This window comes from Candidatus Paracaedibacter symbiosus, assembly GCF_000757605.1.
GTDB classification, from domain to species: domain Bacteria; phylum Pseudomonadota; class Alphaproteobacteria; order Paracaedibacterales; family Paracaedibacteraceae; genus Paracaedibacter_A; species Paracaedibacter_A symbiosus.
In genome coordinates this window covers 2,848-3,800 of sequence record NZ_JQAK01000039.1, presented here as the reverse complement: position 1 = coordinate 3,800, position 953 = coordinate 2,848, and the positions used below count along the sequence as shown (strand labels likewise).

Annotated in this window: 1 protein-coding gene; it reads left to right on the top strand. The window is 60.9% G+C overall.

Going from position 1 to position 953, the window contains the following annotated elements:
• The coding region (locus IG80_RS12960) for a putative Ig domain-containing protein (protein WP_032114275.1) at positions 1–953 on the top strand (953 nt) is incomplete at both ends.

Below are 953 nucleotides of genomic sequence, written 5' to 3'. Positions count from 1 at the left end.
TCTCGACGCCCGGTGAGTTCGGCATCAATGCCGACAATCTGGCTTTCGTGTATCGGGTCAAGATCATCGCCACGGACGGCGGCGGCGATCCGGTCGAGGGCATCTTCACCCTTACGGTCAACAAGACGCCCCAGGCCACCACGGTAGGCACACAGTCGCTCAGACAGGGTGCTGCGACGAGCATCACGCTCCCGATGTTCCATGACGACGGTGCGCTGACGTACTCGGTTTCAGGATTGCCAGCGGGCCTCAGCTTCAATCCGGCCACCCGCATGATCAGCGGGAATCCGTCGACCTTCGGTACATATACCATCACGTACTCCGCCGTCGACGCGGGAGGCCTGTCGGCAAGCACCACTTTCACCATGACGGTGGCGCAGAACAATGCGCCTGTAGCACCGTCCATCGCGACGGTCACCATGACCGCCGGGGTCGCCTACAATTCCAGCGTCGCGCTGTTTACCGATCCGGACGGCGACTGCATGACATATACGATGACCGGGCTCCCGCCTGGACTGACATCGGACCGAAACAACATTTCCGGAACCCCGAGCGCATCCGGCACCTATACGGTGTCCTACATTGCCACCGACTATCGTGGCATGGCGACCAGCACCACCTTCCAGATCGTCGTGAACGATCCGCAGGCCGCGAACCAGGCTCCGATCCTGCTCAATCCGATCGTGGATCCCTGGTCGATGTGGAGCAAGAACTGGTCGTTCACGATTCCCGCGAACACCTTCTACGATCCCAACGGCGACACGCTGACCTATTCGGCATCGAACATGCCCGGCGGGATGAGCTTCGACCCGGCAACACGCACGTTCAGGATGTACACGCCCAAGAGCACCCTGGGCTTCCAGTACCTGAACATCAAGGTGACGGTGACGGATGGGCGGGGCGGTACCGCCAGCGATACGTTCGATTTCTACGTCGAGCCCTATGAGGGCATC